This window comes from Pseudomonas sp. WS 5410 (assembly GCF_012985645.1).
Lineage (GTDB): Bacteria > Pseudomonadota > Gammaproteobacteria > Pseudomonadales > Pseudomonadaceae > Aquipseudomonas > Aquipseudomonas shahriarae.
The window spans coordinates 228,983-250,822 of the sequence record NZ_JAAQWS010000007.1; the positions used below are offsets into that span (position 1 = coordinate 228,983).

Below are 21,840 nucleotides of genomic sequence, written 5' to 3' on the forward strand. Positions count from 1 at the left end.
GTGTGGGAATGATCAAAACAGGACTTTCCCTACGGCTCATCATTTAACAGGCACACATCATGCTGGGCGAGCTGTACGCAGGAGGGCCCAGCCCTGCCGGGTCTCCATTCCTCGGTCGTCGCCCTTTTTCACGCAGCGATATGGCGGCTGTGCGCGGGGCACCTTCGGGTGCGCCGGGGTCCTGGAGTCCGGTCTTCCACACCTGCGTACAATCGCCACCCATCATGTGGAAGTGATTGTGGCGGCTCCTTTAACTCCAGGAGCAACCGTATGAAAAAAGTCACGCCTAGCCCGCCCTACTCCCTGAACAACAGCAAACTCCACGAAGCCGCCCAACGTGCGCTCAAGCATTACGCACTGCATTCGCAGCTTGTATCTGCCTCGTCAGAAAAACTCTTCACCGTACGTGCCGGTCTCAGCACCGAAGAAGCGTTGAGCAACGCCTGTGAAATGCTCGAGTCGGCGGCGGTCAGTGCGTACGACTGCACCGAGCATCTTGAAGGCTCGAGCCGTAAGCAGGTGATGGCGGTGGTGCAATTGATCGAGATGGCGCAGTTGTTAGTCGAGGCAGCGTTGCACCGGGAATGCCCGGCGGCCTGACGGCCAAGTGAATCCCTGTGGGGGCTGGCTTGCCTGCGATGGCGGTGTATCAGTCGATAAATGTATTGGCCGATACACCGCCTTCGCAGGCAAGCCAGCTCCCACAGGGGGGAATGCAGCTTCGCGCTTTGGCATTGCTGTTGCTGTTGCTGTTGCTCTGCTTTTGATCTGGCTTTTGATCTTAGGCGCCCCGTTAAACCACGATGGCCGCAGGCAGGTATTGCGCAGTGGGCACCCCGGCATGGATGCCGGGGTAGCCGCGACACGGCCAGGGATGGCCGATCGCGGCGGGCCCACGGAGCAATGCCTGACTGCGGGCATGCCGAGCCTAGGCGAGGCACCGAGTGGTGGGGCAAAAGCGCTTTGGTTACTTTCGCGCTCTTCGAAAGTGACCCGCCGTAAGGGCGGAACCAATAGCCGCCATAACCGCAGCAACGGATATGTACTCACACCCAATAACCAAAAAGAGCAAGTCGTGTAGATACCTAAGCGGCGACCCGACAAGCCGGCTCCCACATTTGAATTGGATTTCAAATCATAAAAAAGGCGACCGTTTGAAGGTCGCCTTAGATCATTTTGCGTACTGCTTGCTCAACCCCGGCGGTACACCCTGCACATTCGTCTCTTCCCATGGCCCATTCGGGCTGATGGAGCGGCTCCAGCCGTTGCTCCAGCGGTAGTAGGTGCGCTGGCGGTAGAAGGTGTCCGGTTGCTCGTCCAGCACGTACACCTGCATCTTGCCGTCCCAGTGGCTGGCAGCGCCGGGGGGTGGGGCGAAGGTTGGGGACTTGCTGGGCAAGGGCTTGGCGGGGGCGGTGACCGGGCCGGAAGGTTTGGTTACCGGCTGGGTCGAAGGGCCCGACGGTGGAATGGTCGGGCCCGTAGGAGCTGGAGGTGGCCGATGGACCGCGCAAGCGCTCAAGCCCAAGACCAGACTGAGCAGGGTGATACGAGCGATGGCGGTCATGGGGATTTCCTCGAAATTATTGATCCGGACTGTCGATGGTCAACTGCTGGGTCGCGGTGGTGCTGCTGGCCAGGGGTTGACTGCGGCCGATCCACTCGCCGGCAGTCGGTTGACCGGCCCGTGAGATGCGCGCAACCAGTTGGACTTCGGGAAAGTTGGACAGTTTCAACTGCGGCATCATCGCATCGGCATCGCCCAGTTCGACGGTCACCGGCAGGTCGGCCACGGTGACACGCTTGGCGGCCAATGGCGCCGGCGGGCCGGAAACGGCGCGGGCGAAGATGAATACGCTGTCAGTCGGCAGAGCGCGGGCTTTGACGTCTGCCGCCAGGTCCACGCGTACTTTCATCACGGCGGTCTTGGCAGTTGGCGCGACGGCACCGCCGCCCTCTTTCAACTTCTCGGCCGCGCGGTCGATGCCACCTTGCAGCGCTGAGCGGGAGTTGTCTTTCTCCGGCAACAAGGCCAACAGACGGTTCCAGTAGTCGATGGCTTCCTGGTAACGCTGCCCTTCAAAGGCGGCGATGCCCAACAGGCCAAGGCTGGTGACTTCCTTCGGGTCGAGTTTCAACGCTTCGTCAGTCAGGGCCTGAAGCTGCGGCGACCACTGTTTGTTGTTGGCAAAGTACTGTGCCTGGGCCCACTGCCCGAGCAACTCGGGCTGGCGACCGGCCAGGGCCACGGTGCGCTCGAAGACCTTGGCCGCGTCGACCGAACGATCCTGAGCCATGTAGGCGCGACCCAGGAAGTACAAGCCTTCGGCCGAATCCGGTTGCGCCGCCGCAGCCCGTTCCAGGCGCTGGGTCATGTCGGCAAGGGATACCGGCGGCTGGGCGAATTCGCGGGTCAGTTCAACCTTGTCGATGGCGCCGTAATGCAGGTACAGCCCCAGGCCCAACACCGGCACCAGCACGGCGGCCAGCAGTGGCAGCGGCTTGCCAAGGCGCGATTCGCGGGGCTTTTCCACGCCTTCGGTATCGGCCAGCAATTCACGGGCGGCTTCGGCGCGGCCGGTATCGAGTTGCGCCGCGTTGAGCACGCCTTCGCTTTGTTGGGTTTGCAGTTCAGCAACACGTTCCTGATACAGCGCGACGTTCAACGCGGTGCGGTCTTCTTCACGCTGGGCGCGACGTACGCGCAACACCGGGATCAACAGGAAACTCAAGGCAACCAGGAGCAGCAGGCCAGCTGCGAGCCAGAAATCAATCATCAGTTTTTTTGTCCAGCAGTTGGTCGAGGCGTTGGCGCTCTTGGGCAGATAGCGCATCAGAACCATCGGTAGGCGCCGCACGGCGACGGCGGACGATCACGGCCATGACCACCAGGCCACCCAGCAACAGGGCGGCGGGGCCAAACCAGAGCAAGGCGGTCTTGCTGGTCAGCGCCGGCTTGTAGCGGACAAAATCACCATAGCGATCGACCATGAAGTCGATGATCTGCTGATTGTCCTTGCCCTCGCCCAGCATGCGGAAAATCTCTTTGCGCAGGTCGGCAGCAATCGGTGCGTTGGAGTCGGCGATGTCCTGGTTCTGGCACTTGGGGCAGCGCAGTTCCTTGGTCAGCTCGCGGAAACGCTCACGGTCGCCATCGCGGGCAAACTCGTAGGTGTCGATGGCGGCATGGGCCACGCCCACCAGGCCCAGGGCCAGTACTGCGGCGGTCAACCAACGCTTCATGGCTTGGCCTCGTCCACCAGGGCCTGGTACTTGGCCGCCAGTTGTTCGCGCCAGACCACTTCGTCGATCACCCCCACGAACTTGTCGCGGATCACGCCCTTGGCGTCGATAAAGAAGGTTTCCGGGGCACCGTAGACGCCGAGGTTCAAGCCCAGGTTGCCGTCTTCATCGCGCACGTCCAATTGGTATGGGTTGTGGAATTCCGCCAGCCACTTCAAGGCCGCTGCATTGTCGTCCTTGTAGTTGATGCCGTAGATCACCACGCCCTTCTCCGCCAGCTTGTTCAGCACCGGGTGCTCCACGCGGCAGGAGATGCACCAAGTGGCCCACACGTTGACCAGCGCCGGTTTGCCGATCAGGTCTGCCTGGGTCAGGGTTTTATCGCCCTGCACCGTAGGCAACGAGAACTCCGGGAACGGCTTGCCGATCATCGCCGACGGCAGCTCGGCCGGGTCCAGGTACAGGCCGCGATACAAAAACACCGCGACCAGCAGAAACACCGCCAGTGGCAATACCATCAACCAACGCTTCATACCGCCGCTCCCTGCATGCCGAGGGCTTCACGCACCCGGCTCTTGACCTTGACCCGGTAACGCCGGTCCATCGCTGCCAGCAAACCACCGAAGCCGGTCAGCAGGCCGCCGAACCAGATCCAGCGCACAAACGGCTTGACGTGGACCCGCACGGCCCAGGCGCCCTCGCCCAGGGGTTCGCCCAAGGCGACATACAGGTCACGGGTGAACCCGGCGTCGATCCCGGCTTCGGTCATCATCGAACTCTGTACGGTGTACAGGCGTTTTTCCGGGTGCAGCACGGCGATTTGCTTGCCGTTGCGCAGCACACGCACGGTGCCTTTGTCGGAGGTGAAGTTCGGCCCTTCGAAGTGCTTGGCGCCTTCGAAGACGAACTGGTAGCCGGCCAGGTCCATGGACTCGCCAGGGGCCAGGCGCAGGTCGCGCTCGGCGCTGTTCTGGCTGGACAACACCACGCCCAGGGCGCACACGGCGATACCGATGTGCGCGATCTGCATGCCCCAGTAGCTGCGGGTCAGGGTTGGCAGGCCTTTGATCAGGCCCTTGTGCCGGGTCTTGTCGAAGATATCGCGCACGCCGGCCAGCAACACCCAGGCCGCGAGCATAAAGGTGGCGAGCACTGCCCAGTTGAAGTCGCCGTAGGCAATCCCGGCAACCACCGACAGTGCAGCACTGCCCAGCAGCACGGGGATCAACATGCCCAGCAGCCATTTGACCGGGGTGTCTTTCCAGCGCACCAGCACGCCGATGGCCATTACCACCATCAGCAGGCCCATCAACGGAATGAACAACGCGTTGAAGTACGGCGGGCCGACCGACAGCTTGGCGCCGGTCAGGGCATCGAGCACCAGCGGGTACAGAGTGCCCAGCAGGATCATCGAGGCCGCAACGATCAGCACCAGGTTATTACCCAGCAGCAGGGTTTCCCGCGACCACAGGTTGAAGCCCACGTGGCTCTTGACCACCGGCGCGCGCAGGGCAAACAGGGTCAGCGAACCGCCCACCACGCAGAGCAGGAAGATCAGGATGAACACACCACGCTCAGGGTCGGCGGCGAACGCGTGCACCGAGGTCAGCACGCCGGAACGCACGAGGAACGTGCCCAGCAGGCTCAGGGAGAAGGCGGCAATGGCCAGCAACACGGTCCAGCTCTTGAACACGCCGCGTTTTTCGGTGACGGCCAGGGAGTGGATCAACGCCGTGCCCACCAGCCAGGGCATGAAGGAGGCGTTTTCCACCGGGTCCCAGAACCACCAGCCGCCCCAGCCGAGTTCGTAATAGGCCCACCACGAGCCCAGGGTGATGCCGATGCCGAGGAAAGCCCAGGCGACGATGGTCCATGGCCGCGACCAGCGCGCCCAGGCGGCATCAAGACGCCCGCCGAGCAAGGCGGCGATGGCAAAGGCGAAGGCCACGGAGAAGCCCACATAGCCCATGTACAGCATCGGCGGGTGGACGATCAGGCCGATATCCTGCAGCAACGGGTTGAGGTCGCGACCGTCCACGGGAATCTGCGGCAAGATCCGCTCGAACGGGTTGGAGGTCATGATCAGGAACAGCAAAAAGCCGATGCTGATCATGCCCATCACCGCCAGCACCCGCGCCAGCATGACTTGCGGCAACTGCCGGGAGAACACCGACACGGCAAAGGTCCAGCCGCCGAGGATCAGGGCCCACAACAGCAGAGAGCCTTCGTGGGCCCCCCACACGGCGCTGAACTTGTAGTACCAGGGCAAGGCGCTGTTGGAGTTGCTGGCCACATAGGCGACGGAAAAGTCGTCGGTCATAAACGCGTACGTCAGGCAACCGAAGGCGAACGCCAGGAACGCGAACTGGCCCCAGGCGGCGGGCTGCGCCAGGCTCATCCACAGCCGGTCGCCGCGCCAGGCGCCCAGCAGCGGGACGATGGCCTGGACGATGGCAAAGCACAGGGCGAGGATCATCGCCAATTGGCCCAACTCGGGAATAAACAATGTAGAGGTCATTGCTTAACCCTCCTTGGCTGGGGTGGGCGCGGATTGGCCGCTGTCTTTGAGGGCCTTGGTCACTTCCGGCGGCATGTATTTCTCATCGTGCTTGGCCAGCACTTCATCGGCCACCACCACGCCCTGGGCGTTGATCTTGCCCAGAGCCACGATGCCCTGCCCTTCGCGGAACAGGTCCGGGAGGATGCCGCGGTAGGTGATGGTCACGGATTTGTTGAAGTCGGTAACCACGAAGGTCACGTCCAGGGAGTCGCCGGAGCGCTTCAGGGAACCGGCCTCGACCATGCCACCGGCACGGATCCGCGTGTCTTGCGGCGCTTCGCCATTGGCGATCTGGGTCGGGGTGTAGAACAGGTTGATGTTCTGCTGCAGGGCACTCAAGGCCAGGCCTACGGCTATGCCGACGCCCACCAGGATGGCAAGGATGATCAACAGACGCTTTCTACGCAGCGGATTCACTTATCGGTCTCCCGGCGCAGACGACGCGCCTCTTGTTGCAGGTAACGCTTGCGGGCCACGATCGGCGCAACAACGTTGAGGGCCAGGACTGCCAGGCTGATGCCATAGGCGGTCCAGACGTACAGGCCGTGGTGGCCCATGGCGAGAAAATCACTGAAAGAGGCGAAACTCATCCACGGGCTCCCAGGCTGTTTTGCACTTCGACCTTGACCCAACTGGTGCGGGCTTCACGCTTGAGCACTTCGAGGCGCATGCGCATCAGCAACACTGCGCCGAAGAAGCAGTAGAAGCCCAGGACCATCAGCAGTAGCGGCGCCCACATTTCCACGGGCATCGCCGGTTTTTCAGTGAGGGTGAAGGTGGCGCCCTGGTGCAGGGTGTTCCACCACTCCACCGAGTACTTGATGATCGGGATATTGATCACGCCGACAATCGCCAGCACCGCGCAGGCCTTGGCGGCGCTGTCACGATTGCTGATCGCGTTGCCCAGGGCAATCAGACCGAAGTACAGAAACAGCAGAATCAACATGGACGTTAGTCGCGCATCCCAGACCCACCACGAGCCCCAGGTCGGTTTGCCCCAGATTGCCCCGGTGAGCAGCGCCACCGCGGTCATCCACGCACCGATGGGCGCCGCGCATTGCAGGGCGACGTCGGCCAGCTTCATCTTCCACACCAGCCCGACAATGCCGCACACCGCGAGCATCACGTAGCAGGACTGGGCCAGCAGCGCGGCGGGCACGTGGATATAGATGATGCGAAAGCTGTTGCCCTGCTGGTAGTCCGGTGGTGCGAAGGCCAGGCCCCAGACCAGGCCAATACCGATCAGCAGGAAGGCGGCGACGGCGAGCCAGGGCAGCATTTTGCCGCTGATCCCGTAGAACCACTTGGGCGAGCCGAGCTTGTGAAACCAGGTCCAGTTCATTGCTGTTTCCATCACGGTTGCTTCTTGTCGTTGCAAGAAGCTTAGGGTCTTTACTGACGCAGTGAAAATACCGGGTCAGACCTCATTATTCGCCGACGCTGATCTTCAGGCCGGCCGCTATAGCAAAGGGTGTCAGGGTTACCGCCAGGGCGGTCAGGCTGCCAAGCCACAAGAGGTAACCGGTCGCCGGCATCCCCATGAGCGCGGCCTGCAAGGCGCCGCTGCCCAGGATCAATACCGGGATATACAAAGGCAGAATCAGCAAGGCCAGCAACAGCCCCCCACGTTTCAGGCCCACCGTCAGTGCTGCACCCACCGCCCCCAGCAGGCTCAGCACCGGGGTACCTAGCAACAACGAGGCCAGCAAGACGGGCAGGCATTCGGCGGGCAGGCCCAGCATCATCGCCAGCAGCGGTGCGAGCAGGACCAGTGCCAGGCCGGAGAAGGCCCAGTGTGCCAGTACCTTGGCCAGAACCAGAAGAGGCAGGGGGTGCGACGAAAGGACCCACTGTTCAAGGGAACCATCTTCAAAATCACTGCGAAACAGCCCGTCCAGCGAGAGCAGGACGGACAAAAGGGCCGCGACCCACACCAGTCCCGGAGACAAGGTTTGCAACAGTTTAGTCTCAGGACCGACCGCCAACGGGAACAACGCGATGACAATCGCGAAGAACACCAGCGGGTTGGCCAGTTCAGCCGGGCGGCGACACAGCAAACGGGCTTCGCGGGCGACCAACAGGGCAAATACACTCATACCGACCACCGTCCCAGGTCCAGGTCGCGGTAACCGGCAGGCATGCGGGTCAAGGTGTGGTGGGTAGTGAGGACCACCATGCCACCTTGCTCGCAATGCCGGGCCAGGTGTTCTTCGAGCTGCGCCACGCCCTGCTTGTCGAGGGCGGTGAAGGGTTCGTCGAGGATCCACAACGGCGGGCCCTCCAGGTACAGGCGGGCCAGGGCCACCCGGCGCTGCTGGCCGGCTGACAGGGTATGGCACGGCACATCTTCGAAGCCCTTGAGCCCGACGGCCGCCAGGGCCTGCCAGATGGATGCACGCGGGGCCGGATGATGCAGGGCGCTGAGCCAACTGAGGTTTTCTTCGGCCGTCAGCACATCCTTGATCCCCGCAGCGTGGCCGATCCACACCAGATTGCGCGCCAGCTCCGTGCGTTGCTCTTGCAGCGGCTTGCCATTGAGGCGCACCTGGCCTGCCGTGGGCTGCATCAAACCGGCCAGCAGGCGCAGCAGGCTGGTCTTGCCACTGCCGTTGGGGCCGCTGATCTGCACCATGTCGCCCGCCGACAGCCGCAACTCGAGGTGTTCGAACAACATCCGCAGGTCTCGCTCACAGGCAAGCACAACGGCTTCAAGTAGGGGGCTGGTCACAAGATCGCGGGCCTTTACGGTTCAAGTCGGCGGTGGAACGGCCGTTAAAGAGATGCACAATAACTGCATTGGCGGCCTGTTTTAGAGAGCTGGATCAATCAGTTGAGATGTTTTTGACCCGCTCTTTGAAGACGGGCGGCATTATACATGTGATGCCCTACTCTAAAGAGGGCAATTTCCTTGAGACGGCGGCCACGATGACCGGTGACATCAACCTTCCGACCCTGCCCCCTGCCCCGGCCTCCGGGCCCAGGCCTGCGCCTGCGGTGGGCGAACTGCTGAAACTGCTGGAGCCGCAGACTGGGTTGATCGACGCCGGCAAAACCGTGAACGCCGAGGTCCTGGCGCTCAAGCAAGGCGGTGAAGCCTTTCAGCTGTTGCTCAAGCTGACCCTTGAAGGTGGCCGGCAAACCCTGGTGCAGGCCGCGAGCAGCCAGCCACTGCCCCTGGGCAGCAACGTGGCGGTGAGCCAGACGGCATCGGGCGACCTGGCGATCAGCCTGCAGCAGGCCCTCAGCGCCAATGTTGCCGCCCTGACCCGCATCGACACCCACCAGTTGCCGGTGGGCACCTTGCTCCAGGCCAAGGTGCTGACCTCGCAGATGCTGCCCCAGGGCGCCGGGCAACCGGCGCTATACCGTTCGCTGGTGTCGGTGCTCAACAACGCCCTGAGCGGTACCACCCTGACCCTGGAAAGCCCGCAACCGCTGCGCGTCGGTAGCTTGTTGAGTGCCGTGGTGCAGGGTGCGCAGACCCTGGATTTCGTGCCCCTGAGCGGGCTGCGCGATCAACTGGCGGTCAGCCAGCAACTGGCCGCCCAGCAAAGCCGCCAGGCCTCGCTGGAAGGGGTGTTCAATGCCCTGAAAAACCTGCCCGATGACACCTCCGCACAATTGCGCGCCGCCGTCGATCGCCTGCTGGCCGGGCTGCCGGATGTGGCGCAGGTCAGCAACCCCAGGGTGCTGGCGCAACTGCTGCACAACAGCGGCGTGTTCCTTGAAGCCAAGCTGCTGGCCGGGCAAAACCCGCAAGTGCCGCCGCTGGATATGAAGGGCAGCCTGCTGCGCCTGGTCAACGAATTGCTACCCGCCCTGCCCGCCAACACCAACCTCAATGCAATCCTGGCCGCCAATACCCTGGCGCAGATGCTGCCCAGCTTTGTCCGCAGCCCGCTGGGTACCCTCGGCCAGGTGGGCGCCCGCAACGCGCCGGGCGGTTTCCCATTGCCGGAGCGCCTGCTGCAGCGCCTGGACGGTGAAAACAGCCTGGAAAACCTGCTGCGCCTGGCCGCCGGCGCCATCTCGCGCTTGCAGAGCCATCAACTGTCGAGCCTGGAACAGAGTGGCACCACCGCCGATGGCCGCCTGCAAACCACCTGGCAACTGGAAATCCCCATGCGCACCTTGCAAGACATCGTGCCGCTGCAGGTCAAGTTCCAGCGCGAAGAGCCGGCGCCGGACAAGGACGAGCCGGAACGCAAGATCGAACGCGACGCGAAGAAGATGCTGTGGCGCGTGGAACTGGCCTTCGACATGGAGCCCCTGGGCCCCTTGCAGGTCCAGGCACAATTGAGCCAGGGCAAACTGTCCAGCCAGCTATGGGCCACCCGCCCCTACACCGCCAGCCTGATCGAAAGCCACCTGGGCAGCCTGCGCGAGCGCCTGGTGTCGTCGGGCCTCAATGTCGGCGACCTCGACTGCCACCTCGGCACCCCGCCCCGCGGGCCAAAGACCGGGCTGGAACAACGCTGGGTGGATGAAACCGCATGAAAAACCCCAACCCACCACGCCAGGCCATCGCCCTCAAATACGACGGCAAAGCCGCCCCCGCCCTGACCGCCAAAGGCGACGACGCCCTGGCCGAAGCCATCCTGAAGTTGGCGCGCGAACATGAAGTCCCGATTTATGAAAATGCCGAGCTGGTGAAACTGCTGGCGCGCATGGAGTTGGGTGACAGCATTCCCGAAGAGCTGTACCGCACCATCGCCGAGATTATTGCGTTTGCCTGGACGCTCAAAGGCAAGTTCCCCGCGGGGTATGACCCGAATGCCGAGCCAATGGAGCGGGATGTGACGGCGCGCGGGGATGATTACTGACGTTTCGAGGATGCACACAGATCAAAAAATGTGGGAGCGGGCTTGCTCGCGAAAGCGGTGGGTCAGTCGGTACATGTATTGACTGACCCACCGCTTTCGCGAGCAAGCCCGCTCCCACATGGGAACTGCGGCGGGTGCTGGAAGTGGGGGCGGTAAAAATAAGTGTGGGCTGGCTTGCCTGCTCCCACATTTGAATCAATACAGTGTCAGCTTTTGTGCAACTCCCACATTGGAACTGCGGCGAGTGCTGGAAGTGGGGGCGACAAAAAACAAGTGTGGGAGCTGGCTTGCCTGCGATGGCGGTGGGTCAGTCGGTATATGTATTGACTGACCCACCGCTTTCGCGAGCAAGCCCGCTCCCACATTGGAACTGCGGCGGGTGCTGGAAGTGGGGGCGGTAAAAAACAAGTGTGGGAGCTGCTTGCCTGCTCCCACATTTGAATCAGTACAGTGTCAGCTTTTGTGCAACTTGCTCATCAACTGTGCCTCGGCCTGGGTCAGGCCGCAGGATTGGGTCAGTTCGTCCACCGTAGCGCCCATGCCCACCAGTTTTGCCGCCTGGGCAAAAGACAGGTTGGCCGGGTCGCGCTGTTCCAGTGCCGACAGTTTGTCGGGCAACGGGGCGAGGATGGCGCGCAGTTCGTGCACGTCCTCCCCTACCCGCACGGCGCTTTGCTGGTAGTTGTCCACGCGCTTGGCCATCTCGCGCAGGCGCTGGTCACGCACGGCGTCGCGCTCGGCCTGTTGCAAGGCCAATTCACGTTGCTGGCGCATATGGCGCAGCAATACCACTACAGTCCCGACCCACAGCAGGGCCAGGACGATTACCGCTACCTCAAGCATCAATCAGATGTTCTCCAGGTCCGACCACTCTTCTTCGCTCATCATCTTGTCCAGCTCAACCAGGATCAGCAGCTCGCCGTTCTTGTTGCACACACCCTGGATAAACTTGGCCGATTCTTCGTTGCCGACGTTCGGCGCGGTCTCGACTTCCGATTGGCGCAGGTAAACCACTTCGGCCACGCTGTCGACCATGATCCCGACCACTTGCTTGTCGGCTTCGATGATGACGATACGCGTGTTGTCGTTGACTTCAGTCGGCATCAGCCCAAAACGCTGGCGCGTGTCGATCACGGTCACCACGTTGCCGCGCAGGTTGATGATGCCCAGCACGTAGCTCGGCGCACCCGGCACTGGCGCGATTTCGGTGTAGCGCAGCACTTCCTGCACGCGCATCACGTTGATGCCGTAAGACTCGTTGTCCAGCTTGAAGGTTACCCATTGCAGAATCGGATCATCCAAACCCTGTGCGGACGCTGACTTATTCATACCCCTGACCCCTTCAAATACCGTTGATAACGGCGTGTGTTCTTCTTTGGCAGCACCGTGGTACTGCGCCTCTTATCAAGTACGTTTGTTACCTGGCAGATCTTTTACCGCGCCGCTGGCTATCAGCTCCGCCAATTCGGCGACATCCAGCAGCGCGCACATATGTTCGATCACGGTGCCCGCCAGCCATGGCCGCTGGCCACGGTGGCTGCGCCATTTGATTTCATTGGGGTCCAGGCGCAGCGAACGGCTGACCTGATGCACCGCCAGCCCCCATTCGTAGCCCTGCACCGAGATCACGTATTGCAGGCCCTGGCGGAAATCGTCGCGATAGCGGTCGGGCATCACCCAGCGCGCAGTATCCAGCACCTTGAGGTTGCCGGCCTGGCTCGGCAGGATCCCGAGGAACCACTCCGGCTGGCCAAACAACGGCGTCAATTCCTGGCCTTCCAGGGAGTAAATCGACCCCAGGCACACCAGCGGCACCGCCAGGGTCAACCCGGCCACATCGAACAGCAGGCATTCGAACGACTCGGCAGCCCACGCTGGCCGACCATCGGTTTCCACCGGTGGCGGCGTAATGCTCGGCGGTCGATGCACCTCGGCCACCGGCGGCACCAGCACCAGAGGTGCAGGCGTTTCCACGACCGCGACGGCGACAGGCACCACCAACGCATCACGGGCCTGCTCTTCGAGGACCGCCAGTTGAAACTCATCCAGACTGGCCTCAGCCTCGACCACAGGCACCGCCAGCACTTCATCCAGCACCAGGATCGGCTCGGGCAGCACTTCCTCGGTCGCATCCTGCAGCAGTGCGTCCAGGTAGGACTGCAGCGCCAGTTGCGGCCGGGTCTTGATATCGACAGGACGATTCATCTGTATGCCCACGCGCACGCACCGTTAACCGTGTATTCAAAGGTTATCGGCCTGCCCGCGCTCGGACTTGAATCAAAAGTCCGTGACATCAGGCAAAACCCATCGCGGGCAAGATTCGCTCCTACAGGGTTGTTCATTTCACGCCACCTGCGCCACAAGTTGCTGGGCCAGCAGATGCTTGAGCAGGGCGCGATACGCCAGCACGCCACGGCTTTTGCCATCGAATTGCGAGGGCGCGAGGCCGGCGCGGCTGGCGTCACGCAAGCGCGTGTCCACCGGGATATAGCCTTGCCAGATGGTCTCGGGGTAAGCATCGCGCAGTACGCGCAGGGTGCCGAGGGAGGCCTGGGTGCGACGGTCGAACAGGGTCGGCACGATGCTGAACGGCAACGCCTGTTTGCGCGAACGGTTGATCATCGCCAGGGTATTGACCATGCGCTCCAGGCCTTTGACCGCCAAGTGCTCGGTCTGCACCGGGATCACCAACTGCTGGCTGGCCGCCAGGGCATTGACCATCAGTACGCCGAGCAATGGCGGGCTGTCGATGATGGCGTAGTCGAAGTCCTGCCACAGTTGCGCCAGGCTCTTGGCGATCACCAGGCCCAGGCCGCTCTGCCCCGGCGACTGGCGCTCGAGGGTGGCCAGGGCGGTGCTGGAGGGCAACAGTGAAATCTTCTCGTTGCTGGTGGGCAGCAGCAGTTGCCCGGGCAAGCCTGCGGGGACGCTGCCCTTGTGCAGGAACAGGTCAAAGCAGCTGTGTTCCAGGGCATCGGGGTCGTAGCCGAAATAGCTGGTCATCGAGCCATGGGGATCCAGGTCGACAATGACCACACGCTTGCCCGCCTCGGCCAGCAGGCCGGCTAAGGCGATGGAGGTGGTGGTCTTGCCGACCCCACCTTTTTGATTGGCAACTGCCCAGACTCTCATTCGGATTGTTCCTCCCGGCAGGCACTGGCTCGACCGAGAAATAGCACGAGGTTATAGAGCCGGTGACAGAGAATTGACGGCACTCTCACGAACCGGCGGCTTTACGGGCGTCGGTGCAGTTTGTGTGCCAGCCCGCTTCATTGCAGCATCAGGTTGTGCATTGGCCGCACCGGTGGCAGTCAGGCTGCGCCGCACATCGAGGTTGCGCGACACCACCAACACTACCCGCCGGTTGCGCGCGCGACCTTCGGCCGTCGCATTATTGGCCACCGGCTGGAATTCGCCGTACCCCACCGACGCCAGGCGCCCGGGGTTCACACCCTGCATCGCCAGCATGCGCACGATGCTCGCCGAGCGCGCCGACGACAGTTCCCAGTTGGTGGGAAATTGCGCGGTATGGATCGGCTGGTCATCGGTAAAGCCTTCGACGTGGATCGGGTTGTCGAAGGGTTTGAGGATGGCCGCCACCTTGTCGATGATGCTGAAGGCTATGTCGCTGGGGATGGCATCGGCGCTGGCGAACAGCAGGCTGGAGTTAAGCTCGATCTCCACCCACAACTCATTGCCACGAATGGTCATCTGGTTGGAGCTGATCAGGTCGCCAAACGCCGCGCTGATATCGTCGGCGATGCTCTTGAGCGGGTCGCTGCCGCCACTGATGCCGGCGTCAGTCTCGTCGCTGTCCTTGACCAGGGGTTTGGCCGGGGTGGTGGTCTTGGGCCGTTCGTCGCCAATGGGAATCGGTTTGAGGGCCCGGTCCGAATCGGTAAATACGCCTACCAGCGCTTCGGAGATAACCTTGTACTTGCCTTCGTTGATCGAGGAAATGGAGTACATCACCACAAAAAAGGCGAACAGCAAGGTGATGAAGTCGGCGTAGGACACCAGCCAGCGTTCATGATTGACGTGCTCTTCAGGCTCGCGGCGGCGACGGCTCACAGGCAATACCCCCCATCAATCCATGAAGCCCTGAAGCTTCAATTCAATGGAGCGTGGGTTCTCACCCTCGGCAATCGACAGGATGCCCTCCAGCAGCATTTCCCGGTAACGGGACTGGCGCATGGCAATGGATTTGAGCTTGCTGGCAATCGGCAGCAGCAGCAGGTTGGCACTGGCCACGCCATAGATGGTGGCGACGAACGCCACGGCAATGCCGCTGCCCAGTTGCGAGGGGTCGGCCAGGTTGCCCATCACGTGGATCAAGCCCATCACCGCACCGATGATGCCGATGGTCGGCGCGTAGCCGCCCATGCTTTCAAAGACTTTGGCCGCGTTGATATCGCGGCTTTCCTGGGTGTAGAAGTCCACTTCGAGGATGCTGCGGATGGCTTCCGGCTCGGCGCCGTCCACCAGCAGTTGCAGGCCTTTGCGTGCGTAGCTGTCGGGTTCGGCATCGGCCACGCCTTCCAGGCCCAGCAGGCCCTCCTTGCGCGCGGTGAGGCTCCAGTTGACCACGCGGTCGATACCACCGGCCAGGTCCACACGTGGCGGGAAAATGATCCACACCAGGATCTGCATCGCCCGCTTGAATGAGCTCAGGGGCGACTGCAACAGCGCCGCGCCGACGGTGCCGCCGATCACGATCAGCGCCGCCGGACCGTTGGCCAGCGCACCAAGATGGCCGCCTTCCAGGTAGTTGCCACCGATAATGGCGACAAACGCCAGAAGGATCCCAACCAGGCTCAACACATCCATCAGTGACAGGCCTCCACCAGGTGCTTGCCGATGTCATCCAGGCTGTAGACCGCGTCGGCCAGGTCGGCCTTGACGATAGCCATGGGCATGCCATAGATCACGCAACTGGCTTCGTCCTGGGCCCAGATCGAGCTACCGCCCTGCTTGAGCAGGCGCGCGCCTTCACGACCGTCGGCGCCCATGCCGGTGAGGACCACCGCCAGAACTTTGTCACCGTAGGACTTGGCCGCCGAACCGAAGGTGATATCCACGCACGGCTTGTAGTTCAGGCGCTCGTCACCCGGCAGGATTTTCACCGCGCCGCGACCGTCGACCATCATTTGCTTACCACCGGGGGCCAGCAACGCCAGGCCTGGGCGCAGGATGTCGCCGTCTTCGGCTTCCTTGACGCTGATGCGGCACAGCTTGTCCAGGCGCTCGGCAAAGGCCTTGGTGAACGCGGCGGGCATATGCTGGATCAACACGATGGGCGCAGGGAAGTTGGCCGGCAACTGGGTCAAGACGCGCTGCAAGGCCACCGGGCCGCCAGTGGACGTGCCAATGGCCACCAGCTTGTAGGCCTTGCGCTTGGGCGCGGGCGACGAGGCACTGGGCGCCGGCGCACGCGTCGGGGCCACGGCAGGCCGTGCCACCGGGGCAGGAGCCGGGCGCCCGAAACTGCTGCTGGTCGGTGCCGGCGCCGGTACCGGGGCGGGAGCCACCGGCGCGCGGAAGCTGCTGCGGTTGCTGCGCGAGATGCTGTGCACCTTCTCGCAGAGCATCTGCTTGACCTTTTCCGGGTTGCGCGAGATGTCTTCGAAATTCTTCGGCAGAAAGTCCACGGCGCCAGCGTCCAGCGCGTCGAGGGTCACCCGGGCGCCTTCGTGGGTCAGCGACGAGAACATCAAGACCGGGGTCGGGCAACGCTGCATGATGTGGCGCACGGCGGTGATGCCATCCATCATCGGCATCTCGTAGTCCATGGTGATCACGTCCGGCTTCAATGCCAGGGCCTGATCAATCGCCTCTTTGCCATTGGTGGCCGTACCGACCACCTGGATGTTGGAATCCGCTGAAAGAATTTCCGAGACGCGGCGGCGGAAGAAACCCGAATCGTCCACCACCAGAACCTTGACTACCATAACCACTCCGTTAGGCCGGGCGAGGGACAACCGCCCTGCCCGGGCCGAATCAAATACGCCGTGCGGCGTAACGCTTGAGCATGCTCGGAACATCGAGAATCAGCGCGATCCGACCGTCACCGGTAATGGTCGCACCCGACATGCCTGGCGTTCCTTGCAGCATCTTGCCCAATGGCTTGATGACTACTTCTTCCTGGCCAACCAGTTGATCGACGACAAAGCCGATACGCTGGGTGCCCACGGACAGGATCACCACGTGGCCTTCGCGCTGCTCTTCATGAGCGGCAGACGCCACCAGCCAACGCTTGAGGTAGAACAGAGGCAGGGCCTTGTCCCGCACAATCACCACTTCCTGGCCGTCGACCACGTTGGTGCGCGACAGGTCGAGGTGGAAGATTTCGTTGACGTTGACCAGCGGGAAGGCGAACGCCTGGTTGCCCAGCATCACCATCAGGGTCGGCATGATCGCCAGGGTCAACGGCACCTTGATGACGATCTTCGAACCTTGGCCCTTGGTCGAGTAAATATTGATCGAGCCATTGAGCTGGCTGATCTTGGTCTTCACCACGTCCATGCCCACGCCACGGCCGGACACATCGGAAATCTCGGTCTTGGTCGAGAAGCCCGGGGCGAAAATCAGGTTGTAGCACTCGGTATCGGTCAGGCGGTCGGCGGCGTCCTTGTCCATGACGCCGCGTTTGACCGCGATGCCGCGCAGGATATTGGAGTCCATGCCTTTGCCGTCATCGGTGATCGACAGCAGGATATGGTCGCCTTCCTGTTCGGCCGCCAGGATCACTTTGCCCAGGCGCGGCTTGCCACTGGCTTCGCGCTCTTCCGGAGTTTCCACACCGTGGTCGACCGCGTTGCGCACCAAGTGGACCAGCGGGTCGGCCAGGGCCTCGACAAGGTTTTTGTCGAGGTCGGTCTCTTCACCCACCAGTTCCAGGGCGATCTCTTTTTTCAACTGCCGGGCCAAGTCACGCACCAGGCGCGGGAAGCGCCCGAAGACTTTCTTGATCGGCTGCATGCGCGTCTTCATCACCGCGGTCTGCAGGTCGGCAGTGACCACGTCGAGGTTCGACACGGCCTTTTGCATGGCTTCGTCGCCACTGCTCAAGCCCAGGCGTACCAGGCGGTTACGCACCAGCACCAGTTCGCCGACCATGTTCATGATGTCGTCCAGGCGCGCGGTATCGACCCGCACGGTGGTTTCGGCTTCACTGGCCGGGGCTTTGTCGGCAGGTGCCGGAGCGCGGGCTGGCGCCGGGGCGGCGGCACGGGCGGGAGCCGGTGCTGCGGCTTTGGCAGCAACGGGTGCCGGCTTGGCCACCGCTGCGGTGGCGGTCGCGGCGGCTGCGGCGGCAGGTGCCACCTCGGAAAACTTGCCCTTGCCGTGCAACTCATCCAGCAGGGATTCGAATTCGTGATCGCTGATCAGGCCATCCGCCGCCGGAGCGGCAGCCGGCGCCGCAGCCGGTGCAGCCGCAGCCGCCGCAGCGACTGCCGGCAACGCCTCGGCAGCAAACGAGCCCTTGCCATGCAACTGATCCAGCAGTGCTTCAAATTCGTCGTCGGTGATATCGGTGCTGGCCGCTGGCGCAGCAGGCTCCACCGGCGTCGGTGCGGCTGCCACGGCGTCCGGGGCGAACTGGCCCTTGCCGTGCAACTGGTCGAGCAATGACTCGAACTCGGCGTCGGTGATGTCTTCGGTGGTCGGCACCATCGGCGGCGCAGCTGCGGCCGGGGCTTCTGCCTCGGCCTTGACCGCATTGAGGGAGTCCAGCAGTTGCTCGAACTCGCTGTCAGTGACGTCGGGTTCGGCCACTGGCTCAGGCGCCGCCTCAACCACCGGGGCGGCAGCTACCGCGCCAGGCTCTGCCAGGCGCGCCAGGGCGGCCAGCAGTTCCGGGGTGGCAGCCGTAATCGGTGCGCGTTCGCGCACTTCATTGAACATGCCGTTGACCGCGTCCAGGGCTTCGAGGATCACGTCCATCAATTCCGAATCAACGTGCCGCTCACCCTTGCGCAGGATGTCGAACACGTTTTCGGCGATGTGGCAGCACTCCACCAGCTCATGGAGCTGGAGGAAGCCGGCGCCCCCTTTTACAGTGTGAAAACCGCGAAAAATTGCATTGAGCAGGTTCGCATCATCCGGTCGGCTTTCCAGCTCGACCAGTTGCTCGGACAACTGCTCTAGAATTTCGCCGGCCTCTACAAGGAAATCCTGAAGGATTTCTTCATCGGCGCCGAAGCTCATATTGCGTGCTCCTTAGAAGCCTAAACTGGACAGCAAATCGTCTACGTCATCTTGACCTGACATAACGTCTTCACGTTTATCGGCATGAATCTGCGGACCTTCACCCTTGGCGAGGTGTTTTTGTGGATCTTTTTCCGAGAGGATCGCTTCGCGGTCGTGTTCGATGCCGGCAAAACGGTCGACCTGGCCAGCCATCAGCACCAGTTTGAGCAGGTTGCTTTCCACTTCGGTGACCAGCAGGGTCACGCGCTTGATCACCTGACCGGTAAGGTCCTGGTAATCCTGGGCCAGCAGAATGTCATTGAGGTTGCTGGAAACCGTACGGTTTTCCTGCTCGCTGCGTGACAGGAAGCCTTCGACCCGACGCGCCAGGTCACGAAATTCTTCAGCGCCCACTTCGCGCCGCATGAAGCGGCCCCAGTCGGTGCTCAACGCCTTGGCCTCGTTGGCCATGCCGTTCACCAGAGGCGTGGCGTTTTCCACCAGGTCCATGGTGCGATTGGCTGCCGCCTCAGTCAGCCTGACCACATAGGACAGGCGTTCGGTGGCATCAGTGATCTGCGAGATTTCCTCGGCCTGGGGCATGTGCGGGTCGATCTGGAAATTGACGATCGCACTGTGCAACTCACGGGTGAGCTTGCCCACTTCCTGGTACAGGCCGCGGTCGCGGGTCTGGTTGAGCTCATGGATCAACTGCACTGCGTCGCCGAACTGGCCTTTTTCCAGGCTTTCGACGAGTTGGTGAGCATGTTTTTTCAGGGTCGACTCAAAGTCGGCCTGCGATGATTCTTTATGCTCCATAGCTCCCCCGTGGCAGCATCAATGACCGATGCGTTCGAAGATTTTTTCAATCTTCTCTTTCAAGGCCAGTGCAGTGAATGGCTTGACCACGTAGCCGTTGACCCCGGCCTGGGCGGCTTCGATGATCTGTTCACGCTTGGCTTCAGCGGTCACCATCAGCACAGGCAGGCTGCGCAGCTTTTCATCAGCGCGCACGTGGCGCAGTAGATCAATGCCGGTCATGCCAGGCATGTTCCAGTCAGTTACCAGAAAGTCGATGCTCCCGCTGTTGAGGATCGGAATCGCCGTAATGCCGTCATCCGCCTCGACCGTGTTAGTGAACCCAAGGTCACGCAACAGGTTTTTTATGATCCGCCGCATCGTTGAGAAGTCATCAACGATGAGGATTTTCATGTTCTTGTCCAATTCGACCTCCAAGCAGTCTTAAACGCGTCCAGCACCTGGGCGCGCCATATCATTCAACAGGCATTACACAAAAAGGACTGCTGGGCACATTACGGGCCGCTCCCGCCGGGCTTGCGCCCTGGCGGTTATCGTTCGCAGTGTCCCCACACTGCCTGTCAGCGCGCTCGCCACTCTCCCAAACGCCCCCGCAAGCGGGCCGCGCATTGGCTATGAAGCTGGCTGACCCGTGATTCGCTGACCCCCAGGACCTCACCGATTTCCTTGAGGTTCAGCTCTTCGTCGTAGTACAGCGCCAACACCAGCCGCTCACGTTCCGGCAGATTGGCAATCGCCTCTGCCAGGGCGCCCTGGAAGCGTTCATCTTCCAGGTCGCGTGAAGGCTCCTGGTGAGCACTCGCGCCATCCTCGTGCAACCCTTCATGTTCGCCGTCCTGTAGCAGGTCGTCGAAACTGAACAGGCGGCTGCCCAAGGTATCGTTCAAAATCCCGTAGTAATCGTCGAGACTCAATTGGAGTTCGGCCGCAACTTCGTGATCTTTAGCGTCGCGACCGGTTTTTGCTTCAATTGAGCGAATTGCGTCACTCACCATCCGGGTATTGCGGTGGACCGAACGCGGCGCCCAATCACCTTTACGCACCTCATCGAGCATCGCGCCACGGATACGGATACCCGCATACGTCTCGAAACTCGCACCCTTGCTCGCGTCGTACTTGGTCGACACTTCGAGCAGGCCGATCATGCCCGCCTGGATCAGGTCTTCGACCTGGACACTGGCGGGCAGGCGTGCCAGCAGGTGGTAGGCAATGCGCTTGACCAGGGGCGCATAGCGCTCGATCAATTCGCCCTGGCTGTCACGCGCCGACTTTTTGTAAAGGTTGTAGCCGCTGGCTGTCATAGCACCGGTCCTGCACTCGTCTGATGCACCAATCGCTCGACGAAAAACTCCAGATGCCCCCGGGGATTGGCGGGCAGTGGCCAGGTATCGACCTTCTGAGCAATTGCCTTGAACGCCAACGCGCATTTCGAACGAGGGAACGCTTCATAGACTGCACGCTGCTTTTGCACAGCCTTGCGCACACACTCGTCATAGGGAACTGCGCCGACGTATTGTAAGGCGACATCGAGGAAGCGATCCGTGACCTTGGTCAACTTGGCGAACAGGTTGCGCCCTTCTTGCGGGCTCTGGGCCATGTTGGCCAGCACGCGGAAGCGGTTCATGCCGTAGTCGCGGTTGAGCAGTTTGATCAGGGCGTAGGCGTCGGTGATCGAGGTGGGCTCGTCGCAGACCACCAGCAACACTTCCTGCGCAGCGCGCACGAAGCTGACCACGGACTCGCCAATCCCGGCGGCGGTGTCGATCACCAGCACGTCGAGGTTGTCGCCGATATCACTGAAGGCCTGGATCAGGCCGGCATGCTGCGCCGGGCTCAGATGCACCATGCTCTGGGTGCCGGAGGCGGCCGGGACGATACGAATCCCCCCAGGCCCCTGCAACAGCACATCGCGCAGCTCACAGCGGCCCTCAATGACATCGGCCAGGGTATGTTTGGGCGTCAGTCCCAGCAGAACGTCAACGTTCGCCAGGCCCAGGTCGGCATCCAGCAGCATGACGCGGCGGCCAAGCTCTGCCAGGGCCAGGGACAAATTCACTGACACGTTAGTTTTCCCGACGCCACCTTTGCCGCCGGTCACCGCGATCACCTGTACGGGATGCATGCTGCCCATGTTCTTTCTTTACCTTGTCTTGCTTAGCCGCAGGCTACATAGGGTGGCCGCGGTAGCAGACCATCAATGTAGGT

25 protein-coding genes are annotated in these 21,840 nt (G+C 62.1%); 3 read left to right on the forward strand and 22 right to left on the reverse strand.

Features of this window, described 5'->3' with window-relative positions:
• The first annotated feature begins 270 nt into the window (after positions 1 to 270).
• On the forward strand, positions 271 to 600 hold the full coding sequence (locus HBO24_RS13270; RefSeq protein ID WP_143110378.1) for a DUF3077 domain-containing protein: 330 nt from the start codon (positions 271 to 273) through the stop codon (positions 598 to 600).
• Between the two features lie 571 nt (positions 601 to 1,171).
• On the opposite strand, the gene HBO24_RS13275 is transcribed toward HBO24_RS13270, so the two are convergent.
• The 10 genes from HBO24_RS13275 to ccmA form a co-directional block, all read right to left on the reverse strand.
• Entirely contained in the window at positions 1,172 to 1,567 is a 396-nt protein-coding gene (locus HBO24_RS13275; RefSeq protein ID WP_115127676.1) for a hypothetical protein, read from the reverse strand.
• 16 nt (positions 1,568 to 1,583) lie between these two features.
• The gene (gene ccmI / locus HBO24_RS13280) at positions 1,584 to 2,777 is read right to left on the reverse strand and encodes a c-type cytochrome biogenesis protein CcmI (RefSeq protein ID WP_170059873.1); all 1,194 of its coding nucleotides are present in this window, start codon (positions 2,775 to 2,777) and stop codon (positions 1,584 to 1,586) included.
• Complete coding sequence (locus HBO24_RS13285; RefSeq protein ID WP_057438827.1) at positions 2,770 to 3,243, reverse strand: cytochrome c-type biogenesis protein; 474 nt, start codon at positions 3,241 to 3,243, stop codon at positions 2,770 to 2,772. The genes ccmI and HBO24_RS13285 overlap by 8 nt, the downstream gene beginning before the upstream one ends.
• Positions 3,240 to 3,776, reverse strand: coding sequence for a DsbE family thiol:disulfide interchange protein (locus HBO24_RS13290; protein ID WP_170059859.1), 537 nt, complete (start codon positions 3,774 to 3,776; stop codon positions 3,240 to 3,242). Before HBO24_RS13290 ends, HBO24_RS13285 begins: the two co-directional genes overlap by 4 nt.
• Positions 3,773 to 5,761: a heme lyase CcmF/NrfE family subunit gene (locus HBO24_RS13295; RefSeq protein ID WP_169961357.1), complete on the reverse strand. Its 1,989-nt coding sequence runs from the start codon at positions 5,759 to 5,761 to the stop codon at positions 3,773 to 3,775. Before HBO24_RS13295 ends, HBO24_RS13290 begins: the two co-directional genes overlap by 4 nt.
• A 3-nt stretch (positions 5,762 to 5,764) precedes the next feature.
• A complete protein-coding gene (gene ccmE / locus HBO24_RS13300) occupies positions 5,765 to 6,220 on the reverse strand; it encodes a cytochrome c maturation protein CcmE (protein WP_169876558.1) in 456 nt (151 codons plus the stop codon).
• Positions 6,217 to 6,393 (reverse strand): heme exporter protein CcmD, encoded by a 177-nt coding sequence (gene ccmD / locus HBO24_RS13305; protein WP_170059860.1) that lies wholly within the window; start codon positions 6,391 to 6,393, stop codon positions 6,217 to 6,219. The genes ccmE and ccmD overlap by 4 nt, the downstream gene beginning before the upstream one ends.
• Positions 6,390 to 7,145 carry a heme ABC transporter permease gene (locus HBO24_RS13310; RefSeq protein WP_057438825.1) on the reverse strand — a complete coding sequence of 252 codons (756 nt, stop codon included), beginning with the start codon at positions 7,143 to 7,145 and terminating at the stop codon, positions 6,390 to 6,392. Before HBO24_RS13310 ends, ccmD begins: the two co-directional genes overlap by 4 nt.
• Positions 7,146 to 7,230: 85 nt before the next feature.
• Entirely contained in the window at positions 7,231 to 7,899 is a 669-nt protein-coding gene (ccmB, locus tag HBO24_RS13315) for a heme exporter protein CcmB (RefSeq protein ID WP_032859085.1), read from the reverse strand.
• Entirely contained in the window at positions 7,896 to 8,531 is a 636-nt protein-coding gene (gene ccmA, locus HBO24_RS13320) for a cytochrome c biogenesis heme-transporting ATPase CcmA (RefSeq protein WP_170059861.1), read from the reverse strand. The genes ccmB and ccmA overlap by 4 nt, the downstream gene beginning before the upstream one ends.
• A gap of 197 nt (positions 8,532 to 8,728) precedes the next feature.
• On the opposite strand from ccmA, the gene HBO24_RS13325 reads away from it, so the two are divergent.
• Both HBO24_RS13325 and HBO24_RS13330 read left to right on the forward strand, forming a co-directional pair.
• Positions 8,729 to 10,300 carry a flagellar hook-length control protein FliK gene (locus HBO24_RS13325; protein ID WP_120732252.1) on the forward strand — a complete coding sequence of 524 codons (1,572 nt, stop codon included), beginning with the start codon at positions 8,729 to 8,731 and terminating at the stop codon, positions 10,298 to 10,300.
• Positions 10,297 to 10,626: an EscU/YscU/HrcU family type III secretion system export apparatus switch protein gene (locus tag HBO24_RS13330; protein WP_057438823.1), complete on the forward strand. Its 330-nt coding sequence runs from the start codon at positions 10,297 to 10,299 to the stop codon at positions 10,624 to 10,626. The genes HBO24_RS13325 and HBO24_RS13330 overlap by 4 nt, the downstream gene beginning before the upstream one ends.
• 453 nt (positions 10,627 to 11,079) lie before the next feature.
• Here HBO24_RS13330 and HBO24_RS13335 read toward each other — a convergent pair whose 3' ends face one another.
• From HBO24_RS13335 to fleN, 12 genes are all read right to left on the reverse strand, one after another.
• Positions 11,080 to 11,472: a DUF2802 domain-containing protein gene (locus HBO24_RS13335; RefSeq protein WP_057438822.1), complete on the reverse strand. Its 393-nt coding sequence runs from the start codon at positions 11,470 to 11,472 to the stop codon at positions 11,080 to 11,082.
• On the reverse strand, positions 11,473 to 11,955 hold the full coding sequence (locus HBO24_RS13340; protein ID WP_032859076.1) for a chemotaxis protein CheW: 483 nt from the start codon (positions 11,953 to 11,955) through the stop codon (positions 11,473 to 11,475). It lies immediately after the preceding gene.
• Positions 11,956 to 12,030: 75 nt separating this feature from the next.
• A complete protein-coding gene (locus HBO24_RS13345) occupies positions 12,031 to 12,831 on the reverse strand; it encodes a CheW domain-containing protein (RefSeq protein WP_115127668.1) in 801 nt (266 codons plus the stop codon).
• Between the two features lie 138 nt (positions 12,832 to 12,969).
• Complete coding sequence (locus HBO24_RS13350; RefSeq protein ID WP_057438820.1) at positions 12,970 to 13,758, reverse strand: ParA family protein; 789 nt, start codon at positions 13,756 to 13,758, stop codon at positions 12,970 to 12,972.
• Between the two features lie 51 nt (positions 13,759 to 13,809).
• Positions 13,810 to 14,697 carry a flagellar motor protein MotD gene (gene motD, locus HBO24_RS13355; protein WP_057438819.1) on the reverse strand — a complete coding sequence of 296 codons (888 nt, stop codon included), beginning with the start codon at positions 14,695 to 14,697 and terminating at the stop codon, positions 13,810 to 13,812.
• Positions 14,698 to 14,712: 15 nt separating this feature from the next.
• On the reverse strand, positions 14,713 to 15,453 hold the full coding sequence (locus HBO24_RS13360) for a flagellar motor protein (RefSeq protein ID WP_029292570.1): 741 nt from the start codon (positions 15,451 to 15,453) through the stop codon (positions 14,713 to 14,715).
• On the reverse strand, positions 15,453 to 16,574 hold the full coding sequence (locus HBO24_RS13365) for a chemotaxis response regulator protein-glutamate methylesterase (protein ID WP_057438818.1): 1,122 nt from the start codon (positions 16,572 to 16,574) through the stop codon (positions 15,453 to 15,455). The genes HBO24_RS13360 and HBO24_RS13365 overlap by 1 nt, the downstream gene beginning before the upstream one ends.
• A gap of 49 nt (positions 16,575 to 16,623) precedes the next feature.
• Positions 16,624 to 18,834, reverse strand: coding sequence for a chemotaxis protein CheA (locus HBO24_RS13370; protein ID WP_115127667.1), 2,211 nt, complete (start codon positions 18,832 to 18,834; stop codon positions 16,624 to 16,626).
• 12 nt (positions 18,835 to 18,846) lie between these two features.
• Positions 18,847 to 19,635 carry a protein phosphatase CheZ gene (locus HBO24_RS13375; RefSeq protein ID WP_057438816.1) on the reverse strand — a complete coding sequence of 263 codons (789 nt, stop codon included), beginning with the start codon at positions 19,633 to 19,635 and terminating at the stop codon, positions 18,847 to 18,849.
• An 18-nt stretch (positions 19,636 to 19,653) separates the two neighbouring features.
• Positions 19,654 to 20,028 carry a chemotaxis response regulator CheY gene (locus tag HBO24_RS13380; protein WP_005790040.1) on the reverse strand — a complete coding sequence of 125 codons (375 nt, stop codon included), beginning with the start codon at positions 20,026 to 20,028 and terminating at the stop codon, positions 19,654 to 19,656.
• 167 nt (positions 20,029 to 20,195) lie between these two features.
• A complete protein-coding gene (gene fliA, locus HBO24_RS13385) occupies positions 20,196 to 20,936 on the reverse strand; it encodes an RNA polymerase sigma factor FliA (RefSeq protein WP_029292560.1) in 741 nt (246 codons plus the stop codon).
• The gene (fleN, locus tag HBO24_RS13390) at positions 20,933 to 21,766 is read right to left on the reverse strand and encodes a flagellar synthesis regulator FleN (protein WP_003192912.1); all 834 of its coding nucleotides are present in this window, start codon (positions 21,764 to 21,766) and stop codon (positions 20,933 to 20,935) included. Before fleN ends, fliA begins: the two co-directional genes overlap by 4 nt.
• Between the last annotated feature and the right edge of the window lie 74 nt (positions 21,767 to 21,840).

Bases quoted from the DNA above. Each gene is read 5' to 3' on its own strand.
- HBO24_RS13290 (WP_170059859.1), bottom strand. From the start codon at position 3,776: ATGAAGCGTTGGTTGATGGTATTGCCACTGGCGGTGTTTCTGCTGGTC.
- ccmI (WP_170059873.1), bottom strand. From the start codon at position 2,777: ATGATTGATTTCTGGCTCGCAGCTGGCCTGCTGCTCCTGGTTGCCTTG.
- HBO24_RS13340 (WP_032859076.1), bottom strand. From the start codon at position 11,955: ATGAATAAGTCAGCGTCCGCACAGGGTTTGGATGATCCGATTCTGCAA.
- HBO24_RS13380 (WP_005790040.1), bottom strand. From the start codon at position 20,028: ATGAAAATCCTCATCGTTGATGACTTCTCAACGATGCGGCGGATCATA.
- HBO24_RS13350 (WP_057438820.1), bottom strand. From the start codon at position 13,758: ATGAGAGTCTGGGCAGTTGCCAATCAAAAAGGTGGGGTCGGCAAGACC.
- HBO24_RS13345 (WP_115127668.1), bottom strand. From the start codon at position 12,831: ATGAATCGTCCTGTCGATATCAAGACCCGGCCGCAACTGGCGCTGCAG.
- HBO24_RS13365 (WP_057438818.1), bottom strand. From the start codon at position 16,574: ATGGTAGTCAAGGTTCTGGTGGTGGACGATTCGGGTTTCTTCCGCCGC.
- HBO24_RS13325 (WP_120732252.1), top strand. From the start codon at position 8,729: ATGACCGGTGACATCAACCTTCCGACCCTGCCCCCTGCCCCGGCCTCC.
- ccmB (WP_032859085.1), bottom strand. From the start codon at position 7,899: ATGAGTGTATTTGCCCTGTTGGTCGCCCGCGAAGCCCGTTTGCTGTGT.
- HBO24_RS13295 (WP_169961357.1), bottom strand. From the start codon at position 5,761: ATGACCTCTACATTGTTTATTCCCGAGTTGGGCCAATTGGCGATGATC.
- HBO24_RS13270 (WP_143110378.1), top strand. From the start codon at position 271: ATGAAAAAAGTCACGCCTAGCCCGCCCTACTCCCTGAACAACAGCAAA.
- fleN (WP_003192912.1), bottom strand. From the start codon at position 21,766: ATGGGCAGCATGCATCCCGTACAGGTGATCGCGGTGACCGGCGGCAAA.
- HBO24_RS13310 (WP_057438825.1), bottom strand. From the start codon at position 7,145: ATGAACTGGACCTGGTTTCACAAGCTCGGCTCGCCCAAGTGGTTCTAC.
- fliA (WP_029292560.1), bottom strand. From the start codon at position 20,936: ATGACAGCCAGCGGCTACAACCTTTACAAAAAGTCGGCGCGTGACAGC.
- HBO24_RS13285 (WP_057438827.1), bottom strand. From the start codon at position 3,243: ATGAAGCGTTGGTTGACCGCCGCAGTACTGGCCCTGGGCCTGGTGGGC.
- HBO24_RS13360 (WP_029292570.1), bottom strand. From the start codon at position 15,453: ATGGATGTGTTGAGCCTGGTTGGGATCCTTCTGGCGTTTGTCGCCATT.
- HBO24_RS13375 (WP_057438816.1), bottom strand. From the start codon at position 19,635: ATGGAGCATAAAGAATCATCGCAGGCCGACTTTGAGTCGACCCTGAAA.
- HBO24_RS13330 (WP_057438823.1), top strand. From the start codon at position 10,297: ATGAAAAACCCCAACCCACCACGCCAGGCCATCGCCCTCAAATACGAC.
- HBO24_RS13370 (WP_115127667.1), bottom strand. From the start codon at position 18,834: ATGAGCTTCGGCGCCGATGAAGAAATCCTTCAGGATTTCCTTGTAGAG.
- HBO24_RS13275 (WP_115127676.1), bottom strand. From the start codon at position 1,567: ATGACCGCCATCGCTCGTATCACCCTGCTCAGTCTGGTCTTGGGCTTG.
- ccmD (WP_170059860.1), bottom strand. From the start codon at position 6,393: ATGAGTTTCGCCTCTTTCAGTGATTTTCTCGCCATGGGCCACCACGGC.